This window comes from Qipengyuania sp. JB2-7 (genome assembly GCF_055693485.1).
The window spans coordinates 2464656-2483412 of record NZ_CM146335.1; the positions used below are offsets into that span (position 1 = coordinate 2464656).

Below are 18757 nucleotides of genomic sequence, written 5' to 3' on the forward strand. Positions count from 1 at the left end.
TCGGGGCGCATATGAAATTTCTGATAGCATTACTTTCGCTTATGCTGACGGCAACTTCGGCCAAAGCTGCATGGCATGAGGCGTCGAGCGACAACTTTGTAATCTATGCTGATAGCGACGAAGACGAGCTGCGGCTTTATGCTGAAAACCTGGAACGGTATCACAGCGCCTTGGAACAGTTCACCGGGCGAACACTCGCAAAGCCCGGCCCATCAAGCCGCATCACCATTTATGCGGCGGGTTCAGCCAGCAAGATAAGGCGGCTCGCCGGGGCCGGCGGGGTCGTTGGCTTCTACCTCCCTCGTTATGATGGCAGTGTCGCCTTTGTTCAGGATGTGAAGAACAAGGAAGGTGTGCCGGACATCTCAACCAAAGTGTTGCTGCATGAATATGCGCACCATTTCCTGAGCTCCACCAGCAGGTTCGCCATGCCGCTATGGATGAACGAAGGAGCGGCGGAGTACTTCTCAGCCAGCTATTTCCCCGGTGATGGCTCGATCCATTTAGGGATAGCCTCATCAGGCCGCGACTTCACGATCTTCTGGATCGAGAGCAAGATGACGTCTGTTCATGAGTTGCTCAATCTTGATTGGGAGCAACTTAGCCGCCGTGCCAATGACAAGAAAGAGTCGTTCTATGGTTGGAGCTGGCTCCTCTACCATTATCTTTCTGTGAACGAAGATCGCCGCGGCCAGCTGCGCGAGTATTGGCTTGAAGTGCTGCGCGGAACGCCATCAATCGACGCGGGCAAAAAGGCATTTGGCGACCTCGGCAATCTCGAACGCGAGCTAAAACGCCATGCTCGCAACCGTGAACGCACCAGTTTTCATGTTTTACCCGAAGACTTGAATATCAGCCCCGTTTCCATTCGGCCACTGGATGAGAGCGAAGTGGCGATGATGGATATTCGCATACAATTGGAAAGAGGCACGACCGCATTGGAAGCCGCAAAGCTCGTCAAAGTGACTCGCCCACTCGCAGAAGCCCATTCTGACAGCTCCGACGCGCAGACCACACTCGCGATGGCGGAGTATGCTGCCACTAATTATGAAGCAGCAATCGCTGCTGCCGATCGCGCTCTGGCCATTGATGCCAGCCAGACTGACGCATACGTGCATAAAGGCATGGCGGAATTTCGCTTGGCTCGGACGATCACCAAAGGCCCAGATAGGGATGCGGCCTACGAGCGCGCCATGGAACCCTTTAGCTTGCTCGCCGCGATTGAGAGCAGCCATCCGACGCCCATGGTGTACGCATATAGAAGTTATGCAGAGCGCGGCGCGGTGCCATCAAACGATGCGAAACGCGCCTTTATCACAGCAGCCGAACTGGCCCCGTTTGAACGGGAGCTTTGGCTGCTTGTTGGCATGATACATATGAATGAAGGGCGAATAGCCGATGCGCGAACCGCCCTCGCGCCACTGGCCAGTGCGCCTCATGGTTATGAAAAGGCAGGTCAAGTAAGGCAGCTGCTGGCGTATCTTGCAGATAAGGAAGAGGGAGAGGTAGTTCCTGTGCAACCGGCAATTTCCGCCTACTTCCTGGCTGACTAGACTTGCAAATCCATCCATTTTGATGATGATAATCCAGTAATAGTTGAGGGTTTATTGGGGCGCACATGAAGTTCTTAATTGCAGTATTGGCGTTCGTATTCGCGACGATGCCAGCGCAAGCGGCATGGTATGAGGCATCGAGCGATCACTTTGTTATTTATGCCGACGATAGCGAGAAGGACGTTCGCAGATTCGCTGAAAACCTTGAGCGTTTCCACGCTGCGATGGAGTATGTGACAGGGCGCGACCTTGAAAAGCCGAGCCCGTCAAATCGCGTCACGATTTTTGCAGTCGGCAATCAACGTCAGGTGCGTCGCCTCGCTGGAGGAGACAGTAAGTATGTCGCGGGATTCTATGTCCCAAGAGCCGGGGGCTCGCGTGCATTTGTTCAGGATATCCGGTTCAAACGTGGGTACCCGGATTTCTCAACCATCATTTTGCTGCATGAATACGCGCACCATTTTCTGATCTCGTCACAACGTTTCGCGATGCCGCGTTGGGTCAGCGAGGGGTCGGCGGAGTTCTTCGCCGCAGCGACTTTCGCCAACGATGGCAGCGTCATGATCGGTCGCCCAGCTCAGCATAGAGCCGGTGATTTCGCTCACGCTGATTCGGTGTCGGTGCGCGAGCTGCTCGATCACGAGTTATATCAGAAAAACAAGGGGAAGGGTTTCGACGCGTTCTATGCGCAAAGCTGGCTCTTATATCATCACTTGGTTTTCACGCCTGAGCGCTCCGGCCAGTTAAGCAAATACCTGGCAAAAGTTGCAGGCGGCACGTCGTCTATCAAGGCTGGAGAGGAAGCTTTTGGCGATATCTCCACACTGCAAAAGGATTTGCGATCTTATCTGCGTCAGCGCCGCATGCTTACCTTCAACCTTACCCCCGACAAAATCTCGATTGGCGCGGTCACCTTGCGCAAACTGCCCGAAGGCGAAGCCGAAATGATGGATGTGCGCATTGTGTCTCAGCGTGGCGTGACGAGAGAACAGGCGCTCGAACTGTTGCCGGAAGCGCGCGAGATTGCGCGGAAATATCCAAACGATGCCGGAGTTCTTACCGCTCTGGCAGAGGCAGAACACGATGCAGGCAATGATGCGGAGTCGATCGCGGCTGCGGATCGCGCGCTCGCTATCGACCCATCACGCAAAAACGCTTGGGTACAGAAAGGCTATTCGCTCTTCCGACTTGCTAGCGAGGCAGAACCGGAAGAGAGCGCAGCAGCATATAAGAAAGCCATGACACCTTTTTCGCGGCTTAATGCGCTCGAAAATGACCATCCGATGCCCTTGATCTATTATTATCGCAGCTACGCCGAACGCGGGCGGGAACCACCGGAGAGCGCGAGGCATGCACTTGAACGCGCATCTCAACTTGCACCGTTCGACAGAGGGTTGGCTTTCAACGTAGCTGTTATGCAGGCGATGGAGGGCAAGACATTCCTTGCTGCACAAACGCTTGCACCGCTAGCGGCGAACCCCCACGGCGGCAAACAGGCGGAGTATGCGCAGAACCTGATTGCAGCGCTCAAAAAAGCTCCCGAAGGTGAACCCTTCCGCATGTCTGCTGCAGTTGTGCCTATCGCACGTGTCGAGGTGCCAGATCCGGATTCCGAAGAATAGCGGGACGCTTAGCGCCCGCCCCTCTCCGCATCGCAGGCTTAGCGTGAGGCCAAGCCGCCGATAATCGAGCCAAGAATGCCACCCAGCGGGCTTCCGCCTGAGCCGCCCGCAGACGATCCGCTGCCTTTCGCGAGATAGCCAGCAACCGCCATGGCAAGCAGAGGCAGCATCTTCTTGAGCATGCCCTCATCAAGGCCAGTAATGCCGGCAGCTTCGCCCGCAACCGAACGGCTCACATCCTTGCTGCCAAAGATAGTACCGAGAATATCATTGCCTTGCTGGGTCGGGGTGGGCTTTGGCGCGAGTACGGATTCAAGCAGGCCGCCACCACCGCCGCCCAAAATTGCCCCGGCGAGACCGCCAAGGCCGCCAAGCGGATCACCGCCGCTGCCACCTGTTGCGCTGCGCCCCATGCCCGCCACGATTGCGGGCAAGAGAGCGCCAGCCGCCGTGCGCGCCATGCCCTTATCAACGCCCAGTTCCTGTGCGATGCTGCCAATTGCGCCGCTGTCATTCAACATCTGACCCAGATTCATAACGCTCTCCTCACCCTGCCCACGCAGATAAAATCTATATTTGAATTGATGTTACATACCTGTCACGCTGACCATGGTATACGCAAGTAAACTTATCCCAACGCGCGATTCTTTCGATCGTGTGATCTTTGTAGAGGAGCAGGACCATGGGTATTTTTTCAAGCATCAAGAACGCAATTTTCGGCAGCGACGAAGAGGACAAGAAGCCGGAAGCAGCAACACCTGCAACGCCCACGGCACCTGCAGCACCAACGCTCGTTTCCGAAGTTGACGTTGAGGCACGTCTTTCAGCGAAGCCCGGCGCGGACAATCTGAACTGGCGCACATCAATCGTCGATCTGTTCAAGCTGCTGGGCCTCGACCCGAGCTACGCCAACCGCAAGGAACTGGCGCAGGAATTGGGCCGCACCGATTACGAAGGCAGCGCCGACGATAATATCTGGCTGCACAAGGCGACAATGCAGGAAATCGCCAAAAACGGTGGCAAAGTCCCTGCCGATATGACCGATTGATCGGCCACCATCCAAACGCGAAAAGGGCGCAGCGTGATGAACGCCGCGCCCTTTTTCTTTGCCTGATTGACCGACTTACTTTTTACCGAACAAGCCCTTGGCAAAACCCGCAATCTCATCAAGCGGATTGCCGTCGCCATCCTGATCGATCATCGCAGCAAACTTGCTGAGCGATCCCTCGCCGCCAATGGCGTCCTTCACCTGATTGAGAATGTCAGCGTCAAGGCCGGTCTTTTCCTGAGCCACTTCAATCGTGTCGCGCTCGTCCTGATGCGCCTCGCCCAGTGCCGCGACTGCCTGAGCCGCCTGTTCAGGGTCAATACCGAGTTTTTCAGCCATATTGGTGACGGTTGGATTGCCGGACACCTGGCCCAAAATACTGTCAAAAATACTCATGCGACTTTCTCCCTTTCACGAAGAGCGCGCATAATGCCCCAACTCAAACAAAAAAGAACCCCGAAACCTTGCCAAAAAAATTGGCGGCTCCGGGGCTCTCATCCGTATCAGAGTAAAGCTTTGTAACGGCCTGGGTCGAACCTATGCGTTCTCACGGGTGCGCGGGGCAGCATCGCGAACGCCCTGTTCGACATGCGCCGCAAACGGCTCGAAATTATCGACGAAGAGCTGGACGAGCTTGCTCGCTGTTCGGTCATATTCCTCCCCATCGGCCCATGTTGTCCGTGGGTCGAGAATGGCGTCATCGACGCCCGGCACGCTGACAGGTACATCGAAGCCGAAATTCTCATCCTTGCGGAATTCGACATCGTTCAATGACCCATCAAGCGCTGCGTTCAGCAGAGCGCGCGTCGCCTTGATCGGCATACGATGGCCGACGCCATATTTGCCGCCAGTCCAACCGGTGTTCACCAGCCAGCATTGCGCGCCGCCCTCTGCAATACGCTTCTTCAGCAGATTGCCATATTCGCTCGGGTGACGCGGCATGAAGGGCGCACCAAAGCAGGTTGAGAACGTCGCCTGCGGTTCGGTCACGCCGATTTCCGTTCCTGCGACTTTGGCCGTGTAGCCCGACAGGAAGTGATACATCGCCTCGTCCGGTGTCAGCCGCGCGATAGGGGGCAGAACGCCAAAGGCATCCGCCGTCAGCATAATCACCGTGCTGGGCGGCGGCCCCATATTCTCAGCGCTGGTATTTGGAATCGAGCTGAGCGGATATGCACCGCGCGTATTTTCAGCCAGCGAGTTATCATCGAGGTCGATATTGCCGTCATCGTCCATGACAACATTTTCAAGCACCGTACCGGCCATGCGTGTGGTCGCATAAATTTCTGGCTCAGCCTCTTCAGACAGGCGGATCATCTTGGCATAGCAACCACCCTCAAAATTGAAGACAGCGGTATCTGACCAGCCATGTTCGTCATCGCCGATCAGCGTACGGCTGGCATCGGCAGAAAGCGTCGTCTTGCCAGTACCTGACAGACCAAAGAATACAGCACTTTTACCATCAGGGCCGATATTCGCCGAACAATGCATCGGCATCACGCCCTTGGTTGGCAGCAGGTAATTGAGCACGCCAAAAACGCTCTTTTTCATCTCTCCTGCATATTTGGTGCCGCCGATCAGGATCAGCTTTTCTGACAGGTTGACCGCGATCACAGTCTCGCTGCGCGTACCATGCCGCGCTGGATCAGCGCGGAAGGTGGGCAGATCGATGATCGTGTATTCGGGTACGAAATCGGCCAATTCTTCGGCTGTTGGCCGGACCAGCATCGTCCGGATAAACTGATTGTGCCAGGCAAGCTCGTTAATCACCCGCACATTCACGCGGTGTTCCGGCTGAGACCCGCCAAACAGATCAGCGACATACAGCGTCTCACGCTCAGTCACAGCGGCCATGAAGTCTTCACGAAGCGCCGCGAAATGCTCTGATGTCATCGAGGCATTGTTGTCCCACCAGACAGTGCTTTCTGTCTCGGCGTTCCGGACGATAAACTTGTCCTGCGCGCTGCGACCGGTGTGCTTGCCGGTCTCCACAACCAGCGGGCCGTGCCTGGCCAGACGCCCCTCGCCATTCGCGATGGCATGCTCGGTCAATTGTTCGGATTGTAGATTTGCGTGAATGGTGGCTTTTGTCGCAATTCCTTGGGCGTCCAAGGAATGGAAAAGGGGATTGGTCACAGTGCTCTCCAGACGAAATGCGTCACATAATAGGGTATGAGAAGCACGAGGGCTCTGTGCTCTCTACACATAACCCATCGCCGTCTTGACGGTCCGTCTAAACGGGTTCTCCCACCCCGTTACGGTCGCCCATAGGCAAGAATCGCGTTGCTTGCGAGTCGTGCAACTTGCATTGTTTTGTTTCGGGATTGCAGATAAGTGAACAGGGTATGGAACACCGCTCCGAAAATGATCGCTTAGAGCACGGAAACTCTTTGGAAAGTTCGCAGGAGTCGCCGCAGCCGGTGATCGCGCTGGTCGATGATGATCGTAACATTTTGACCACAGTTTCAATCGCTCTGCAGGCAGAGGGGTTTGCAACGCGTGTCTATTCCAATGGCGAAGCAGCGCTGAAGACACTGCTTGAAAACCCGCCTGATCTGGCGGTGTTCGACATCAAGATGCCCGGCATGGATGGCATGGAATTGTTGCGCAGAGTGCGATTGCAATCCGCTCTTCCGGTGATTTTTCTGACCAGCAAGGATGACGAGCAGGACGAAGAAGCCGGTCTGGAAATGGGTGCCGATGATTATATTGCAAAGCCATTTTCGCTTCGCCTGCTATTGGCCCGCATCCGCGCCATTTTGCGTCGCGGCGAGGCCCCACCTGCAGGTGGCAGCCTATCGCCGATGGCCACGCAAGCCAGCGACACAATCGAGAAGGGGCGCCTGAAAATGGATCCCGCCCGCCATATGGTAACCTGGGATGATAAGCCGGTCGTTCTTACCGTGACGGAATTCCTGATTCTGGAAGCTCTCGCCGTGCGCCCCGGCGTCATTAAGAGCCGCAACCAATTGATGGATGCCGCCTATCCCGACGATGTGTTCGTCGACGATCGCACAGTCGACAGCCATATCAAGCGCATGCGACGCAAATTCCGGGCGGTCGATTCAGAATTTGCTGCGATTGATACGCTGTACGGTGCTGGCTACAGCTTCACCGATGGCTAAAACGGATGAGGGCAAGACCAAGGATGTGATGCGCGGCGATAGCCCGCACGATCAGGTGAAGTGGTCGCGGCGACTATCGCTTACCAACCGCATTCTGTTTGTGAACATCCTGCCCCTCGTCCTGCTGGGTGGCGGGATTATCTATCTCGACAGCTATCGCAAGCAGTTGCTGGATGAGCGGTTCAAACTCGCCCTTGTAGAGGCTCAGATTACGGCAGAGGCACTGGCTGGCGCGACCAGTCAACGGCAAGAGGCGCTGCTGATCCAAATCGGCAAGGAACAGCGTTTGCGCATTCGTGTGTATGACGAGGTTGGGTCGTTGGAAGGGGACAGCTGGGCGCTCGCGCCACCAACGTTTTCGATTGCCGATGCACCTCCTGAGGAAGATAGCTTTGCGCTAACGCTCGATCGTTTGTTTGATCGGGTTGTCGGGGCACCACCCCTGCCTGACTATGTCGAACCATCGACGGATGAAGCCGATGCCTGGCCAGAACTGGAGCGCGCCAGTGAAGAAAGCCTGACGCAAATCGTTCTGCGTGATGCAAGCGATGGAACGCACGTAATCACCGCAGCAGCGCCGGTTGGCCTTGATGGCGAGACGTTGCTCATCACTCGCAACCCGGTCGACATCACCGAACGGGTTCGGGCCGCAAGAACGACGGTGGCATTAGTGGTGTTACTTGCCCTACTCGTTTCGACTTTGTTGTCGTTCTTTCTTGCCCAGACAATCGTCCGGCCGCTGCGCCAATTGGTGCAGGCGGCGGTGCGCGTGCGTCAGGGTCGCGACCGCCAAGTCGAAGTACCTCGTCTGCCCGAACGCAGCGATGAAATCGGCATGCTGGCACGCGCCACTTCGGACATGACACAAGCCTTGCGCACGCGGATTGATGCGGTGGAAAGCTTTGCCGCTGATGTTGCGCATGAGATCAAAAATCCGCTCGCATCGCTCAGAAGTGCAACAGAATCGCTGGGCAAGGTCGAAGACCCCGAACTGCGGTCACAATTGCTGGACATTGCCAGTCATGACGTCCGGCGAATTGATCGCCTGGTGACTGAAATTTCGGAAGCAAGCCGGATTGATGCCGAATTGTCACGGGCGACGTTCAGCGAAGTGAATCTCAATGATCTCATCACCAATATCATCGGATCGCGTGAGGATCGCTCGCAAAATGCCGGTCACGAAATCCGCTTCGCAAGCGCAGTCAAATATGCACAGGTTATGGGGGAGCCGTCGCGGCTAGAACGCGTCATCACAAACCTGCTCGACAATGCGGTCTCCTTCTCCCCGAAAAATGCGCCAGTAGAAATCGCGATTTCTGCCCGGGAAGACTGGCTGGACGTCACTGTCTGTGATTTTGGACCGGGTATTCCGCAGGATCGGCAGGAAGAGGTGTTCAAACGCTTCCACTCGCTCAGGCCTGACAGCGAGGATTTTGGTCAACACTCCGGACTTGGCCTTGCCATTGGTCGTTCAATAGCAGAGGCGCATGACGGGACACTCTTTGCCTCGGGGCGTCCCGATGGAAAGGACGGAGCGTGTCTGACCTTGTCTCTGCCAAAAATGAAGATCAGCAGATGACTGACGCGCTTCTGGCCAATGTGACGGCGGTTGCGGTTGGAGCGCGTGGCATATTGATCGAAGGTACGCCAGGGGCGGGCAAATCAAGTCTTGCGCTTGCTCTTATTGATCGCGGGGCAACGCTGATCGGTGATGATGGCTTGGTGCTGCAGAACAAAGGCGGCCAGCTATTGGCTGCCCCGCCCCCACGGATCACTGGCAAGCTGGAGATCCGCGGCGTCGGTGTGTTTGAGATGGAAACCCGAACCGCGCCGCTGTGTCTGGTTCTATCGCTGACAGCGCATGCCCCCCGATTGCCGGAGGCGCGAGAGCACGATTTCCATGGCATCGCTTTGCCCACCATCCCCTTCCAGCCGGGCGACGCCAATCAGGCGATCCGTGCTGAATGGGCGCTTTCCCGTTTCGGTCTAACCTGACACAGTCAGGACGAGATGCCCGAAAGTGATTCGAATACATCCTTGAACCCGCCGGCTGGTAACACCGTATTGCTGGTTACCGGCATGTCCGGCGCGGGCAAGAGCACGGCGCTGCAAGTGCTGGAAGATATGGGCTGGGAGACTATCGACAACTTCCCGGTGCGCCTGCTGAAACGCCTGTTCACTGGTGAAGAGGGGGCGATTGGCCCGTTGGCAATCGGTATCGATTCGCGAACACGCGGTTTCATACCGGCGAAGCTGATTAGCGCGTTGGAAAAACTCGCAGAGCAACAGAAACTGGGGTTTGATGTCCTGTTTCTCGATTGTGCGAGCAGCGAAATTGAACGCCGTTATAACGAGACACGGCGCCGACACCCTATGGCGATGAGCCGTCCAGTGCTGGAGGGGATCAAGGCTGAGCGAGAACTGCTGGAGCCTCTGCGCAGCTGGGCTGGCGTGGTGATCGACACCACTGACTATTCAACCAACCAGTTGCAGCAAACGGTGCGAGATCGGTTCGCGAGCGACACGCCGCAGGGCATGACAATCACCGTAACCAGTTTCGGGTTCGCACGCGGCACCCCGCCCATCGCCGATTTGGTTTTTGACATGCGTTTCCTCGATAACCCTCACTGGGTAGAGGGTCTGCGGGAAAAGACCGGTCTTGATCAGGCTGTGGGCGATCATATCGAGAAAGATCCCGCTTTTCGTATAGAATTCACAAGAATTCACGACCTCATCGTATCGCTTTTGCCGCGCTATATCGCGCAAGGTCGCGCCTATTTGACGATTGCATTTGGTTGCACCGGCGACCGACACCGCTCTGTTTATTCAGCAGAAACTATGGGTGGAGCGCTGACAGAGGCGGGCTATGACAACACCGTTTTGCACCGCAATCTGACCGCCAGAGCCACAGATGCCATAGAGGGACAGGCCCCCTCTGGTGGTTGACTCATGCTAGGGTCAGGAACCATTAGGCACAAAGTTCATGACTTGGGCAGCAAGCCACAGGACAAGAAGCGAGCGCGGAGAATAGTGGTGCTATTTAACAATCGAGCGACGAAGGCCTGTGGCTTTCCGACCAAGCCTTTCAGGTGGCTTCTTGCGGGCGAACTGCTGCGTCGGCGACCTAGCGAAGAGCGCTGCTATTCTCTTCGGTCGCCTCCTTGCATTTCATCCCGCAAACAAGCCATCATGAATTATGTGCCTAATGGCTCCTGACCCTTGGGTCAGGGTCAATGGCGCACACCCCATAAGACGGAAAATCGTCAAGTTGAAACGCGCTTAATGGATCGCATCGCATGATCGGAATCATCCTCGTCACTCATGGTGATCTTGCACGGCATTTTATCGATGCCATGGAACATGTCGTGGGGCAGCAGGACAAGATCGCGGCCATTTGCATCGGCCCGAGCGACGATATGGAGTTGCGTCGGAAAGAGATTTCCGAGGCGATAGACGAAGTCGACACAGGTTCAGGCGCGATTATCCTGACAGACTTGTTTGGCGGCACGCCTTCCAACCTTGCAATTTCATTGCTTGATGCAGGCCGGATTGAAGTCATCGCAGGGATCAACCTGCCCATGCTGATCCGGCTGGCCGGTGCTCGCAAGGCGATGAACGTCACGGAGGCGGCGCATGCGGCGCAAGAGGCTGGACGCAATTACATCACCGTCGCTTCCGAGTTCCTGGGCCAGAACGACGAAGCACCACGAAAGAAGGTATCTTGAGCGCGCTGCGCCGGACCATAACTATTGTGAATGAGCGCGGGTTGCACGCTCGCGCGAGCGCCAAATTCGTTGGCGCAGTGTCAGAGCTTTCCCATGACACTCAGGTGAAAGTGGCCAAGGGCGGCAACGAAGCCGCAGGTGGATCAATCCTAGGCCTGATGATGCTGGGCGCCGCACGCGGAGACGCAATAGAGCTGATCGTGAGCGGCAACGATGCCGAGACCGTAATGAACGATCTGGCCGCCATGGTCGAAGATGGATTTGGCGAACCCTGACCAATAATGTAGCGGGCGCTGACTATGACACAGCCCATCGTGCAAAGACGCGAAATTACTGGCTTTTCCAACCCGACCGTCAAGGCGCTGCGGCGTCTGCGGGATAAGAAACATCGCAAGCGTGAGGGCAAATTTCTCGCGGAGGGACTGCGACTGCTCACCGATGCGCGCGAATGCGTACCGGGTTCCTGAAACCCTGGTGTTGGCCAGTGGGCGAGACTCGCATCCATTGGTGGATGCGCTTGAAAAATCAGTTGCCCAGACCGGCGGCGAGATCATCGAGACGACGCCGGACATCCTGTCGAAAATCACGGGCAAGGATAATGCTCAGGCGGTGGCCGGTGTCTTTGCCGAATTTGATACGTCGCTGAATGCGATCAATCGCGATGCTGCACCGATCTGGATGGTTGCACAGGCGCTGCGCGACCCTGGCAATCTCGGCACGATGCTGCGCACCTGTGACGCGGTCGGTGCGGGTGGGCTGATCCTGATTGACGAATGTGCGGATCCATTCAGCGTGGAGGCGGTCCGGGCCAGTATGGGCGCCGTGTTCACGCAGCAAATCGCACAAGCGCGGTGGGAAGAGTTCGTGCCATGGCTGCGGAGCGAGCCAGGCCAATTGGTGGCGGCATCCCTGCGCGATGCGGTACCCCATCGTGATGCGGACTACGCCGCGCCATGTTTTATCTTGGTCGGAAACGAATCGCAGGGATTGCCTGAAGCCTATGAGCTTGAATGCGACCTGCGCGTCACAATGCCGATGAAAGGGCGCGCTGATAGCCTGAACGCTGCCGTTGCTGGCGCAGTTCTGGCTTATGAAGTGTTGGCGAAGCTAGGCTAAAGGGCCGTAAAAAAGCGCTGGCTTTTCTAAACCGCTAAATCGGCCTTTTCCGCCAGCTCAGCCTGCTGTTTCGCCGCGCGTTCTTGCTCAGCTTTCTCGCGGCCTGCCGATACCCGGCGCGCCTGTTCTGCCAAACCGCGCCATGTCTTTTCAGATCTCAATTCGCGATCGCGGACATTTGCCAGAGTCGCTCGATCAGCAGCTTTTGCTGCGGATTCTGCTTGGGTGATGTAAAATTCGTAACTCTTCTGATTGACCGCCATTTCATACCTCACCTTTGAAGATGGAAAATGGGTGCGACCCGAACAGGCCGCACCCCGACATGAAATTAGTCAGCCGCAGAAAGGTTTACGGCGCTCTGCTTGCCGTTGCGACCTTCCTCAAGTTCGTAATTGAGACGCTGGTCTTTATCGAGCGTCTGCATGCCTGCAGCTTGGACTGCAGAAATGTGAACGAAGCTATCGTTTGAACCATCATCAGGCTGGATAAAACCAAAGCCTTTATCGGCATTGAAAAACTTAACGGTGCCAGTTTTGGCCATTCAGAGTTCCTTTCGAGAACATCATAATTTCCGCACGCGCGACATGCGGTGCGGTTGTGCGTCAAATCGTCTGGTGAAAGGAAGTCGTCGTCTGGCATTGCGCCACCGGGTCCCCAAATAAAGAACCCAAGGCGGATTTCAAATTTCGAAGTCAGTCGCAAAGTCGACGTCAGCAATTGGATAATAGCAGGGATCGCCGCAAACTACCAGCAAAGAGTGTGCGACCAGCAAACAGCGGGCATGCTCAAGCTATTCGCTTGATGTATCGTCGCTGCGATTCTCCAGTGTATTACCGTCATTGACGGTGCCAACCTGTTCAATCATCGGGTCAACATCGTCACTATCGGCACTATCGGCACTATCGGCACTATCGGCACTATCGTCGGCAACATCATCAGCATTGTAGCGCGGCGTGCTTTCGACCAAAGGCACGTCATCGATTTCCTTACCGATTTCGAGCCCCTTTTCAGCCATGCGCCGACCAGATGTCAGGACGTTTCGCTCAAACGAACCGACGAACTTGTTGTAATTGTTGACGGCGCTTTCCAACCCGCCGCCGACGCGCTTCATATGCTCGGCTGCGACGCGCAGCCGGTCATACAACTCAGCGCCCATTTTGCCGATTTCCTGCGCTTCTGCCGCCATTTTGTCCTGCCGCCAGACCTGCGCCACGGTGCGCGCAATCGCCACCAGATTGGTCGGCGTGGCCAACAAAACTTTGTTTCCAAACGCAAAATCCCACAACTCGGGATCATGCTCCAATGCCGCGGCGACAAAGTGTTCACCCGGTACGAACATCACTACATAATCCGGCGCTTCGTCGAACTGGTTCTGGTATGCTTTGGTACCCAGCGTCTGCACATGTTGCCGCATCGACTTCGCATGCCCATCGAGATGCAGTTTTCGCTCAGCCTCATCATCGGCCTCAAAGGCGGCCTGATAGGCGTTGAGCGATACCTTGGCATCAATCACCAGTTTCTTCTGCCCCGGCACATTAACGATGGCATCCGGGCGCATGCGGCCTTCATCGGTGTCGAGCGATTGTTCGAGGTGGAAATCAGTGTGTTCCGCTAGCCCGCATTGTTCCAGCACATTTTGCAGTGCCCGCTCTCCCCAGCGCCCCCGCGCCTTGGGGGCATTGGTCAGAGAATTGCCGAGCCTCTGCGCCTCACGACGCACCTCTTCCTGCCCGGCTTTCATCGATTCGATCAGGCCTGTCAGTTGACCGAACGCATCAACCCGCTGCTTTTCCAGTGTTTCGACCTGTGCCTCATACTTCGCCAGCCGCTCCCCCACCGGATTGAGCAACGCCTTGATCTTCTGCTCACCGGCCTCTTCGGATTGCTTAAAGCGCTCATCTGCACGCGACAGAAAACGTTCCTGTGCCGCACCCAAAACCTTCGCACCGGTATTCTCAAATTCTTTGAGCAGCTTTTCCTGCGACGTAGCGAGCAACCGCTTTTGCTCTTCGAAACCTGCTTGAGCCGCTTTAAGCGCCGTCGCTTCCTCACGCGTCCGCTCAAGCTGTTTCTCTATTTCACCGGCACGCGCAGCACGTTCTTTAGCGGCGGCCAGTTCTATCTGAGCGTTGCCTAACTCTTTGATTGCCTTTTTGAATTCGTGCTCGCGATCATTGGCCGCGTTATCACGCTCAATGTAACGTTCTTTCCAATCTTCGACCGGTACCGAGAGCCAAAAAACCATCCAGCCACTGCGCCCAGAGCCAGGCCGATGACTAACGCGACGAGAGGTATGATCGATCCGTCCATTCGGCATATCTACGCAGAACGGACGGGGAACGCTAGAGGCGAATGGTCACTTATCGACCAGCATAAAGCCTACGCTGCCTGGCGCAGTTTCTTAAGTTTTTTCAACGCCATTTGCTTCTTCAACCGCGATAAATGATCGATGAACAGGATACCTTCTAGATGATCCATCTCGTGCTGGAGGCAGGTCGCCATTAGCCCATCGAGATCCTCCTCGTGGGTGTTCCCATTGAGATCCTGATACCGAACCCGGCATGTCGCCGGACGATCCACATCCGCAAAAATTTCCGGGACTGACAAGCAACCCTCTTGATACGTCGCCAGCTCCTCCGCCGGATCAAGGATTTCCGGATTGATGAAGGTGCGCGGCTCTTTCTTGGTCGCGGGATGCGTGTGCGCATGCCCGTCGTGATCGCATTCTACCGGCTCGGCATCGGGATCATCCGGTTGCAGGTCGATCACGAGAACACGCTTGGGAACACCCACCTGTATCGCGGCGAGACCGATGCCCGGCGCGTCATACATCGTCTCAAACATATCCTCGACGAGCGTACGCAGCTCGTCATTGAACTCTTCCGGTTTAACCGGTTCAGACACCACTTTGAGCCGGGGGTCCGGCACTTCCAGAATTTCGCGTATAGCCATTTGAGTGATTTAGGCGTCATCGCGCGAACCTTCAAGAACTCGTCATTGCGAGCGCCAGCGAAGCAATCCAGAATCTTTTCTTACTAACATCCGAAACGGAATAGTGGATTGCCACGTCGCCTCTGGTGAGGCTCCTCGCAATGACGGTGAATCTCTAATCCACAGGCCTTCTGGCTCTAAGGGCCTGCGCTAGTGTGCCCTCGTCGAGATAATCAAGCTCTCCGCCCACCGGCAATCCGTGGGCTAATTGAGTGATCCGCAAAGGATAATCCTCCAACCGCTCAGCCAGATAATGCGCGGTCGTCTGACCCTCCAGCGTCGCATTCATCGCCAGCACGACTTCATCTACATTTCCGCCAGCATTCGGATCGACCCGGTCCATCAGGCTCGCAATATTGAGATCCTCTGGCCGTATGCCATCAAGCGCAGACAGCTTGCCGCCCAGAACATGGTATGTACCGGTAAACAGCTTTGCCCGGTCGAGCGCCCAGAGGTCAGACACATCCTCCACCACACAAATCGACTTCGGATCACGGCGTGGGTCGGCACAAATACCGCACGGGTTACGCGTGTCGATATTGCCGCAGATACCGCATTCGACCAGCGTGTCGCGCACACCTTCCAGCGCATCCAGCAATTGCGGCAATGCCTGCTCGCGGCGCTTGACCAGCCACAGCACCGCCCGCCGCGCGCTACGGGGCCCGAGCCCGGGAAGCCGCGACAAAGCGCTCGCCAATGCTTCGATCTCTTGCGATGCCATGCCCACACAGATAGGGCGCTGTTTCGGTTCGAGAAAGGCCCGCAGACCAGTCATGCGCATAATCTTTATGGGAACGCCGGATTTCGCCGTGCCGACTTTGCGGGCGCTGCATGATGCAGGACATGAGATTTGCGCCGTCTACACCCAGCCACCCCGCCCTGCTGGTCGGGGGAAGAAATTGCGGCCATCGCCTGTGCAGGTAACGGCGGAAGAATTGGGTTTGGAAGTACGCAATCCCAATTCCCTCAAATCCGATGAGGAGAAGGTGCGGTTCGCCGCGCTGGAGGCAGATATTGCGGTCGTGGCGGCATATGGCTTGATCCTTTCGCAAACCATTCTGGATGCGCCTAAACATGGCTGCCTGAATGTCCACGCCTCGATCCTGCCGCGTTGGCGTGGCGCCGCACCGATCCACCGCGCCATCATGGCTGGCGATCCTGTCACCGGCATCACAATCATGCAGATGGAAGCGGGGCTCGATACCGGGCCGATGCTCGCGACGGTTCGCACACAGATTGAGCGCAAGACGACCGGCCAATTGACTGACGAATTGGCGCAGCTTGGTGCGAAGCTGATGGTCAGCACTTTGCGTGAACTTGATAAACACGTACCGGTTGCGCAAGACGACGCAGACGCCACTTACGCGCCCAAGATCGATAAAGCAGAGGCACGTATCGATTGGACAAGGTCAGCCGATGAGATCGAGCGTCTGGTGCGCGGCTTGGCCCCGTTTCCCGGTGCATGGTTTGCGTTGAGTGATGATCGGGTGAAACTGCTTGGCGCTGACGTGGTGGATGGTACCGGCGCGCCAGGGACCGTACTTGACGACACGCTAACCATCGCTTGCAGCGAAGGCGCATTGCGGCCAACACGCCTGCAACGCGCGGGCAAACCAGCGATGGATCTGGCAGACTTCCTGCGCGGCATGCCCGTTGAGAAAGGCACCAAACTCTTATGACCCGCTTTGCCCTCACGCTCGAATTTGACGGTACGCCTTTTCAAGGGCTTCAGCGGCAAAAGCATGGACCGAGCGTGCAAAAATCGGTCGAGGATGCAGCCAAAGAGGTCACCGGCGAAGAGATCACAATGCATAGTGCAGGGCGGACTGACACCGGCGTCCATGCCTTCGCCATGCGCAGCCATATCGACGTCGAAAAAGACATGACGCCGTTTCGGCTGATGGAGGCGCTGAATGCAAAGCTGCGCCCTGATCCGGTGGCTATCACCCATTGCGAAACGGTCGATGATGAATGGCATGCGCGCTTTTCCTGCATAGGGCGACGCTATCTTTATCGCATCTGTAACCGCCGAGCGCCGCTCACCATAGAGAAGAATCGCGCCTGGCAAGTCCCGCAAGAGCTGGATCACGAGGCGATGGGCCGCGCCGCACAGGCATTGGTCGGACGGCACGATTTCACCACCTTCCGCTCGGCACACTGTCAGGCAAAGGACCCGGTACGCACGCTCGATCATCTGGAGGTGGAGCGGCGCGGCGAATACATCATGATCCACGCCGCCGCGCGCAGCTTTCTCCACCATCAGGTTCGTTCCATGGTTGGCTGCCTGGCGCTGGTTGGCCAGGGTAGCTGGCCAGAGCAGCGCATGGCACAGGCACTCGCAGCGAAAGAGCGGCAAGAGCTGGGCCTCAATGCGCCCGCGCATGGCCTCTATTTCGTCGAAGCGATTTATCCGCCACCCGGCAGCACGCAAGATTCCCAAGAGACACCTCAGGAGAGACCCCAATGACAACTGGCAAACAGCTTTTCACAACACTTGACGCCAATGGCTCGCTGACGCTTGAAGTAAGGGAAGCAAGCTTTCCCGAACCGACCGGCAATCAGGTGTTGGTGCAGATGGAAGCAGCGCCGATAAATCCGTCAGACCTCGCGATCCTGACCAGTGCAGCCGACTTTGAAAATGCCGAATATTCTGCGGGTAAGGTGGTGGCGCAAATGCCTGAACCATTCCTTTCCGGGCAGAAGAATCGCCATGGCCAACGACTTCCCGCTGGTAATGAAGGCGCTGGCACGGTCATTGCGACAGGTGATGGCGATATGGCCAAGGCGCTGATGGGGCAGCGCGTAGCCTGCGTACCCGGCAACGCTTTCAGCCAATATGCAATCGCCGATGCGATGATGTGCCTGCCGCTGGGCGATAACTCATGCGAAGCGGGGGCGAGTTCTTTCGTCAATCCGATGACTGCTCTGGCCTTTGTCGAAACGGCCAAGATGGAGGGGCATGATGCAATCATCCACCTCGCCGCGGCATCCAATCTGGGGCAAATGCTCAATAAGATTTGCCAGGAAGATGGCATGAAGCTGGTCAACATCGTGCGCAAGCAGGAGCATGTCGACCTTTTGAAAGCAGCCGGCGCGGAACATGTAGTCAATTCATCTGATGATGATTTCATGAAGCAGTTGCGCAGCGCGATTGACGCGACTGACGCATATCTCGGCTTTGATCCTATCGGTGGTGGGCAGAATACCGACGCCGTTCTGAAAGCGATGGAACAGGTCGCAGCATCCAAGATGAGCGAATATTCCCGCTATGGATCTGATCAAGACAAGAAGATGTATATGTATGGGCGGCTTGATCTTGGGCCGACAATCCTGACCCCATCATACGGCCTGCAATGGACCGTCTCTGGCTTTCTGCTGACGCCGTTTCTTGCCAAGGCAGGTATGGAAACGGTCGTCCGGATGCGCACCCGCGTGCTGCAAAACCTGACCACCACGTTTGCCAGCAATTACAAGGCAAAGGTCAATCTGGAAGAGATGCTGACCAAGGATGCAATTCTTGACTATCGCCAAATGAAAACCGGCGAGAAGTATCTGGTTACGCCGCACGCTTAGTTTG

At 56.4% G+C, this 18757-nt stretch carries 19 protein-coding genes and 2 pseudogenes; 13 read left to right on the top strand and 8 right to left on the bottom strand.

All coding sequences use genetic code 11. The features are described 5' to 3' along the window. Positions 1-11 precede the first annotated feature (11 nt). Together ACZ1GM_RS12400 and ACZ1GM_RS12405 are read left to right on the top strand one after the other, a co-directional pair. Positions 12-1553 carry a hypothetical protein gene (locus ACZ1GM_RS12400; protein WP_472676732.1) on the top strand — a complete coding sequence of 514 codons (1542 nt, stop codon included), beginning with the start codon at positions 12-14 and terminating at the stop codon, positions 1551-1553. 65 nt (positions 1554-1618) lie between these two features. Next, a complete protein-coding gene (locus ACZ1GM_RS12405; protein WP_472676733.1) occupies positions 1619-3175 on the top strand; it encodes a tetratricopeptide repeat protein in 1557 nt (518 codons plus the stop codon). Between the two features lie 38 nt (positions 3176-3213). Here ACZ1GM_RS12405 and ACZ1GM_RS12410 read toward each other — a convergent pair whose 3' ends face one another. Continuing rightward, positions 3214-3711, bottom strand: a complete 498-nt coding sequence (locus ACZ1GM_RS12410; RefSeq protein ID WP_472676734.1) for a DUF937 domain-containing protein — start codon at positions 3709-3711, stop codon at positions 3214-3216. A 146-nt stretch (positions 3712-3857) separates the two neighbouring features. Here ACZ1GM_RS12410 and ACZ1GM_RS12415 point away from each other — a divergent pair, with 146 nt between their 5' ends. Beyond that, the gene (locus ACZ1GM_RS12415; protein WP_472676735.1) at positions 3858-4223 is read left to right on the top strand and encodes a DUF3597 domain-containing protein; all 366 of its coding nucleotides are present in this window, start codon (positions 3858-3860) and stop codon (positions 4221-4223) included. A gap of 75 nt (positions 4224-4298) precedes the next feature. Here the strand turns inward: ACZ1GM_RS12415 and ACZ1GM_RS12420 are convergent, their stop codons facing one another. Both ACZ1GM_RS12420 and ACZ1GM_RS12425 read right to left on the bottom strand, forming a co-directional pair. After that, positions 4299-4619, bottom strand: coding sequence for a hypothetical protein (locus ACZ1GM_RS12420; protein ID WP_472676736.1), 321 nt, complete (start codon positions 4617-4619; stop codon positions 4299-4301). Between the two features lie 141 nt (positions 4620-4760). Further along, positions 4761-6359, bottom strand: a complete 1599-nt coding sequence (locus ACZ1GM_RS12425) for a phosphoenolpyruvate carboxykinase (RefSeq protein ID WP_472676737.1) — start codon at positions 6357-6359, stop codon at positions 4761-4763. Positions 6360-6568: 209 nt separating this feature from the next. On the opposite strand from ACZ1GM_RS12425, the gene ACZ1GM_RS12430 reads away from it, so the two are divergent. The 7 genes and pseudogenes from ACZ1GM_RS12430 to ACZ1GM_RS12460 all read left to right on the top strand — a co-directional run bounded on the left by ACZ1GM_RS12430 (position 6569) and on the right by ACZ1GM_RS12460 (position 12189). After that, positions 6569-7348, top strand: coding sequence for a response regulator transcription factor (locus ACZ1GM_RS12430; protein WP_472676738.1), 780 nt, complete (start codon positions 6569-6571; stop codon positions 7346-7348). Beyond that, complete coding sequence (locus tag ACZ1GM_RS12435; RefSeq protein WP_472676739.1) at positions 7341-8927, top strand: stimulus-sensing domain-containing protein; 1587 nt, start codon at positions 7341-7343, stop codon at positions 8925-8927. Before ACZ1GM_RS12430 ends, ACZ1GM_RS12435 begins: the two co-directional genes overlap by 8 nt. After that, a complete protein-coding gene (locus ACZ1GM_RS12440; protein ID WP_472676740.1) occupies positions 8924-9343 on the top strand; it encodes an HPr kinase/phosphorylase in 420 nt (139 codons plus the stop codon). The genes ACZ1GM_RS12435 and ACZ1GM_RS12440 overlap by 4 nt, the downstream gene beginning before the upstream one ends. 15 nt (positions 9344-9358) lie before the next feature. Continuing rightward, the gene (gene rapZ, locus ACZ1GM_RS12445; RefSeq protein ID WP_472676741.1) at positions 9359-10294 is read left to right on the top strand and encodes an RNase adapter RapZ; all 936 of its coding nucleotides are present in this window, start codon (positions 9359-9361) and stop codon (positions 10292-10294) included. Positions 10295-10644: 350 nt separating this feature from the next. Next, positions 10645-11073, top strand: coding sequence for a PTS sugar transporter subunit IIA (locus tag ACZ1GM_RS12450; RefSeq protein WP_472676742.1), 429 nt, complete (start codon positions 10645-10647; stop codon positions 11071-11073). Further along, the gene (locus ACZ1GM_RS12455; RefSeq protein WP_472676743.1) at positions 11070-11348 is read left to right on the top strand and encodes an HPr family phosphocarrier protein; all 279 of its coding nucleotides are present in this window, start codon (positions 11070-11072) and stop codon (positions 11346-11348) included. Before ACZ1GM_RS12450 ends, ACZ1GM_RS12455 begins: the two co-directional genes overlap by 4 nt. A 24-nt stretch (positions 11349-11372) precedes the next feature. Further along, a pseudogene (locus tag ACZ1GM_RS12460) lies at positions 11373-12189 on the top strand (TrmH family RNA methyltransferase). A gap of 26 nt (positions 12190-12215) precedes the next feature. Here ACZ1GM_RS12460 and ACZ1GM_RS12465 read toward each other — a convergent pair. From ACZ1GM_RS12465 to recR, 5 genes and pseudogenes are all read right to left on the bottom strand, one after another. Then, positions 12216-12452, bottom strand: coding sequence for a hypothetical protein (locus ACZ1GM_RS12465; protein ID WP_472676744.1), 237 nt, complete (start codon positions 12450-12452; stop codon positions 12216-12218). A 65-nt stretch (positions 12453-12517) separates the two neighbouring features. Then, positions 12518-12730 (bottom strand): cold-shock protein, encoded by a 213-nt coding sequence (locus tag ACZ1GM_RS12470; protein WP_472676745.1) that lies wholly within the window; start codon positions 12728-12730, stop codon positions 12518-12520. A gap of 342 nt (positions 12731-13072) precedes the next feature. Beyond that, positions 13073-14499 (bottom strand): annotated as a pseudogene (locus ACZ1GM_RS12475) (DNA recombination protein RmuC); the annotation flags it as partial. Positions 14500-14568: 69 nt separating this feature from the next. Beyond that, complete coding sequence (locus tag ACZ1GM_RS12480) at positions 14569-15141, bottom strand: peptide deformylase (protein WP_472676746.1); 573 nt, start codon at positions 15139-15141, stop codon at positions 14569-14571. 154 nt (positions 15142-15295) lie between these two features. Beyond that, positions 15296-15901, bottom strand: coding sequence for a recombination mediator RecR (recR, locus tag ACZ1GM_RS12485; protein ID WP_472678569.1), 606 nt, complete (start codon positions 15899-15901; stop codon positions 15296-15298). Between the two features lie 52 nt (positions 15902-15953). Between recR and fmt the strand changes: the two genes are divergently transcribed. From fmt to ACZ1GM_RS12500, 3 genes are read left to right on the top strand one after another with little or no spacing between them, the layout of a single operon-like run. After that, on the top strand, positions 15954-16859 hold the full coding sequence (gene fmt / locus ACZ1GM_RS12490; RefSeq protein WP_472676747.1) for a methionyl-tRNA formyltransferase: 906 nt from the start codon (positions 15954-15956) through the stop codon (positions 16857-16859). Then, positions 16856-17647, top strand: a complete 792-nt coding sequence (truA, locus tag ACZ1GM_RS12495) for a tRNA pseudouridine(38-40) synthase TruA (RefSeq protein ID WP_472676748.1) — start codon at positions 16856-16858, stop codon at positions 17645-17647. The genes fmt and truA overlap by 4 nt, the downstream gene beginning before the upstream one ends. Continuing rightward, a complete protein-coding gene (locus ACZ1GM_RS12500) occupies positions 17644-18753 on the top strand; it encodes a zinc-binding dehydrogenase (RefSeq protein WP_472676749.1) in 1110 nt (369 codons plus the stop codon). Before truA ends, ACZ1GM_RS12500 begins: the two co-directional genes overlap by 4 nt. Positions 18754-18757 lie beyond the last annotated feature (4 nt).